The sequence below is a fragment of the Candidatus Chloroploca asiatica genome, from assembly GCF_002532075.1.
Classification (GTDB): Bacteria; Chloroflexota; Chloroflexia; order Chloroflexales; family Chloroflexaceae; genus Chloroploca; species Chloroploca asiatica.
The window spans coordinates 1-4,522 of the sequence record NZ_LYXE01000124.1 but is presented as its reverse complement, the minus strand read 5'-3'; the positions used below and the strand labels follow the sequence as shown (position 1 = coordinate 4,522).

Sequence of the window (4,522 nt, the reverse complement as noted above, 5' to 3'; positions counted from 1 at the left end):
AATGACAGAGCTGGCGTTGGCAGCCCGCTGCGCTTGCCGTGGCAGCCCGCTGCGCTTGCCGTGGCACCTTGCTGCGCTTGCCCATGTCACCCCAAACGGAGTGAGGGGTCTTCCATGACGATCAGTGCAGATTCCTCACTGCGCCTGCGGCTTCGTTCGGAATGACCGCGGAGGCGTTGCGATCCGACCATGAGGTTTTGTTGCTCAGGAGCACCTGTCAGACCTCACAAGTCTTTCGTTCCGGCGCGCCTGCCCATGGGGGGCGGCGGCCTCTCACACAAGGTCTTGAAGATCTGTGAGGAACATGCAGTTCATCAATTACTCAAGGATCCGTGATATGAATACGTTTTACCCTGCTGCGTCCTACGCGCCGTGCGACGATCTGTGGGTTGTGACGACCTATTACAACCCGGTGCGCTATCAGACGAAGCGCACCAACTACGAACGCTTCGCCGCGCCAATTCGAGCAGCGGGCATTCCGTTCGTTACGATTGAGTGTGCGTTTGGAGATGAGCCGTATGAGTTAGCAGCTGGCCCCGATGTCATCCAGGTGCGGGGACACGATGTGATGTGGATGAAGGAACGGTTGATCAATCTGGCTATTGCTCGGCTCCCCTCCTCCGTCACAAAAGTTGCCTGGCTGGACGCCGACATCCTCTTCACCAACCCGGAATGGGCGCAGCAGACTTCAGCGCTGCTCGACCGCTGGCCGCTGGTACAGCCCCAAGATCGGGTCGGGCGCATGGCGCGAGGGCAGATGGTCTTTCGCGGACGAACCCGCCGCAGCTTCGCCTGCCAACTCCAGCGTCGCCCCGAGTCGGCCCGGCTCGGCGGCGCGGCCCACGGACAGCCAGGCATCGCCTGGGCCGCACGGCGCGACCTCATCGCAGCGCATGGCTTGTACGATGCAGCGATCCTTGATGGAGGAGATGAGTTATTCGCCCATGCCGCCGGCGACAGTCTGAGCAGCCGCTGCGTTCGAGGGATTGCGTGCGCCTATCTGCGTCGTCGTCCGTATGTTGTGGAGAAGGCCCTCAATCGCCTGTTGCGCATCCCCTGGCCGCGCTGGCTAGCGCAATGGTATCTGGCCCGCACCAACGCGTCGCCAGTCGCCGCGCCAGACGAAGCGTTCTTTGCCCACTACCTACGTTGGGCGCAACCGTTTGCTCACGAGATCCAGGGGCGGATCGGTTGTGTGCCAGGCATGGCGCTGCATCTCTGGCACGGCGCCCCCATCAATCGGCAGTATGGCCGCCGGAATGCCATTCTAAAGCGCCACCACTTCGATCCCGCCACTGATCTGCGCCTCAATGACGATGGCCTATGGGAATGGGCGAGCGAAAAGCCTCGGCTTCATCAGGAAGTCAAGCAGTACTTCTATGCACGTCGTGAGGATGAATAAGTCAAGGTGTCACGATGACCAATTTCGTAATTTTTGGAACGGCCCGTAGCGGCAGTCAACTGCTGGTCAGCTTATTGAACTCACATCCTGCCATCTGCTGTGAGTTAGAGATTCTGCGTCTAGGCCAGTGGCGACGCCCTCTCAGGCCACTGGTGTATCTCTGGCAACGAATACCGTATCCCTATTTTATCTATCGCAGCCGACTTATGCGCAAACGCACACAAAAAGGGTTGTATGGCTTCAAACTGTTTCCCTATCAGGTAGCGGCCCCAGCATCAGTGGTGAGAGAGATGCACAGACGTGGCTGGAAGATCATTCACCTTCAACGTCGATCTTTGTTTCAGCAAACATTGTCAGGCGCTGTCGCAGGTCAGACGCGATGGTGGCATGGCCGCATCGGTGTAACCGTCACCCCACCCATAATCACCATCGATCCGAAAGCTTTCCTCGCTTCGTTGCTTGACGGGCATAATCAGCGGGAGCAATGCATCCATGCGCTGACAAATGTTGAACACCTGGATATCCTGTACGAAGCTGACCTTGAAGACGAGGCTCGCTGGGCAGCCACGGTAGAACGTATTTGTTCACATCTGGGTGTAGCGAACGCGCCAGTACGCACGAGGCTCACAAAACCTTGGAGCCAATCGTACCGCGAAATTGTATCGAATTATGATGAACTGGTCAAAGTCTTCGAAGAGAATAGCTTCCTGCGAGATGCACTATGCAGCGGAGAGGAGGCATCGTCTTTCAAATCAGATGTGTAGCATCAAATGATGTGCCAGCCCTCCTCATCCTAGGCCGCGAGGACGGATAAGCCGCCAGTAGTAGCGGGCCAGCCATTTTAGCGGACGCTCTCCGCGCAACCAGGAGCGTAATGGGAGCACGTGGCGCAGGGGATGCTGCGACTGGCACAGCGTCACCGGAACGGAACGGCCCAAAACCGCCATGCCGGAGAAACTGCTGCCAATTGTCCCCACAACATAGTCTGTCTGGCGCAGCAACCACAGATCCACAAGCGCATCCTGGATGGCGGCTGGATCACGGCGGTCGAGCGAACGCGGTATCGTGAAGACAACGCGCTCACCGTAGCGTGCAAGAAATTTGGCCTGGACGCCTTCGCTCGGCAGCGGTCGCCCCGTGCGTTGATGAATCGCACCATCATCGGTGCATAGCAGAATACCGGCTTCTGGCTCCTGCGCAAGATAGGTGTCCACTGCAGCCATCGCAGCGAGCGTATTTGCAGCAGAGGCGGGGTAAAGTAAGTGCATGTCCCCACGACGCAGGTGAACACCGATCATCCGTGAGCGGAAACTGTCATCCTGAAATGCCTCTACCCGCGCTTGCAGTTCTTTGGTAGGCTGCATCTCTTGCAGCAGTTCCGCACAGCGCTGCATGAGCTGCCTTTGAGCGGGAAACCCGACCGGCGCAGATAACCAGTTGTATGCGCGGATCCGGATGTCCGCGACATCCGTGTTCTGCACATCAGTAACGATGTGCTTGACGGGCGGTCTCCGTGGCAGACACGCTAGCTCCTGCCGGGTTGCTTCTCGCACCGGCCACGGATTGGCAAAAAGCTCCGCAAAACCGGCGGCGCAATCCTTCGTGCGCGGCCAGAACATGGTGAAGTACCGGCCAGTTGCCTCGGCCAGCACCAGACCGGAGAGCAGCACGCGCAGGTGGTTGCATAGACCAGAGTTTGTCACAACGGTCAGGGTGCGGGTGGGATGCTCATGCATGTACTAGCCCTCCGGCTCTAGTTTTGGGACGAGGCGCAGGCTGTCATCCTGGATCAGCATATCCCAACCGCCATCCTGCTCAATCATCGACAGCACCTCGGCCAGCGGCGGATATCCAAAGCGTTCATGGAAGAGCCGAGCATCATCAATGATGATAACATTGCCCAGGCGCGGTGCCGCAAAAATGTGAGTCAATTCAGCCAGGATCGGCGTCACGAATTTGCCGGGCGACTTCTGGCCGGGATTATAGTGACCGTCCAGCCAGAAGAGCGTTGGTTCATGCAGACGGGCAAGAATCTCTGGCAAAAGATTGGCGCTATCGCCACAGAAAAGTTCAATCCTCCGATTAAAGTGAAAGCGCCGCCGTACATTCTTGTAGCATACGGGATCTAACTCGATTGAATAGAGTCTGGTAAAGACCTTCTTGAGGGCAGACAGCATATGTCCATGCTGTGTGCCGGTTTCCACCAAGATGCGCAGGTGATATGTGGCCGCATAGTGACGCAGTACCTCTGCTTTAACCGCATGGGGTGGCGGCACAGGTTTCCCGCATGCCAGCCATCGGTCGATGTGTGTCTTGCTGTGACGCTGGCGGTGCCAGGCATACACTCGTTCGATAAACGGGGTATACCAAATGAGCACCTTAGCATACCGCTTGAGCTTTTTGTATACGACTGATGAATGCGTCTCACTCGGCAGCATATGTTCCTGGTTCCTTCACCTCGGGCCGCAGTGCTAAAAATCAACTCAGCCTTCCGTTCGCTCCGCCTTCCGCGCCTCCAAATACGCACGCACCGCAGCCACCGGATCGGCTGCGCTTGCGAGCACGTCACGGTTGTGGAAAAAGAGCAGGCCCAGCGGTTTTTGCTCGCGCTCCTCGGGCGTCATCTGATCGTATCCTTCGGTATACCACCGCACCACGTCGTGCAGGAAACGCTCCACCTCCCACCGCTCACGGCGCTCAGCCTCACGCTTGGCATACAGATCGTGATACCAGAGGAGCAGCCGATCGAAGGAGAAGCTGCGCAACTGCGCTTCTGCCGACGCCAGATCCAGCGCAACATCCACCAGAATGCCCCGATACACGACGAAGTAGACAAACTGCTGGTCAATAGCGCGACACGCAGTACAGTAGAGCCCCTCGCGCACCACGCGCAGTTCCTCGGCGTGACCGACGCAATCGCCAATGCAAAAGTCATCGAGCGCACAGTCGAACACCTTGGTCTGCGTCGAGGCAATGGGGGCATGGCATGCCACGCAGATCAGTGGCTGCGCAAAGTGGATGGTGTGACACTCCGCAGCGGCGAAAGCCGCGCGGCTTCTTGGCCCAACCCGCCTCGTGGCGAGCTTGACGACCAACGGATCTGTCCGACCCGGTTCCCGA

The 4,522-nt window shown here is 58.2% G+C and carries 5 protein-coding genes; 2 read left to right on the top strand and 3 right to left on the bottom strand.

Annotated elements, in window-relative coordinates; translation table 11 throughout:
• Nucleotides 1-337 precede the first annotated feature (337 nt).
• Both A9Q02_RS16230 and A9Q02_RS23825 read left to right on the top strand, forming a co-directional pair.
• Nucleotides 338-1,402 carry a hypothetical protein gene (locus A9Q02_RS16230; RefSeq protein WP_097654134.1) on the top strand — a complete coding sequence of 355 codons (1,065 nt, stop codon included), beginning with the start codon at nucleotides 338-340 and terminating at the stop codon, nucleotides 1,400-1,402.
• A 14-nt stretch (nucleotides 1,403-1,416) separates the two neighbouring features.
• Nucleotides 1,417-2,166: a hypothetical protein gene (locus A9Q02_RS23825; protein WP_141508976.1), complete on the top strand. Its 750-nt coding sequence runs from the start codon at nucleotides 1,417-1,419 to the stop codon at nucleotides 2,164-2,166.
• A 24-nt stretch (nucleotides 2,167-2,190) separates the two neighbouring features.
• Here the strand turns inward: A9Q02_RS23825 and A9Q02_RS23820 are convergent, their stop codons facing one another.
• From A9Q02_RS23820 to A9Q02_RS16215, 3 genes are all read right to left on the bottom strand, one after another.
• Nucleotides 2,191-3,138 (bottom strand): O-fucosyltransferase family protein, encoded by a 948-nt coding sequence (locus A9Q02_RS23820; protein WP_141508974.1) that lies wholly within the window; start codon nucleotides 3,136-3,138, stop codon nucleotides 2,191-2,193.
• Between the two features lie 3 nt (nucleotides 3,139-3,141).
• On the bottom strand, nucleotides 3,142-3,840 hold the full coding sequence (locus tag A9Q02_RS16220) for an O-methyltransferase (protein WP_097654132.1): 699 nt from the start codon (nucleotides 3,838-3,840) through the stop codon (nucleotides 3,142-3,144).
• 45 nt (nucleotides 3,841-3,885) lie between these two features.
• Nucleotides 3,886-4,522 (bottom strand): hypothetical protein (locus A9Q02_RS16215; protein ID WP_216361540.1); only part of this gene is annotated, 637 nt, incomplete at its 5' end.

Coding starts and splice junctions, on each gene's coding strand:
- A9Q02_RS16230 (WP_097654134.1), top strand. CDS start 338: ATGAATACGTTTTACCCTGCTGCGTCCTACGCGCCGTGCGACGATCTG.
- A9Q02_RS23825 (WP_141508976.1), top strand. CDS start 1,417: ATGACCAATTTCGTAATTTTTGGAACGGCCCGTAGCGGCAGTCAACTG.
- A9Q02_RS23820 (WP_141508974.1), bottom strand. CDS start 3,138: ATGCATGAGCATCCCACCCGCACCCTGACCGTTGTGACAAACTCTGGT.
- A9Q02_RS16220 (WP_097654132.1), bottom strand. CDS start 3,840: ATGCTGCCGAGTGAGACGCATTCATCAGTCGTATACAAAAAGCTCAAG.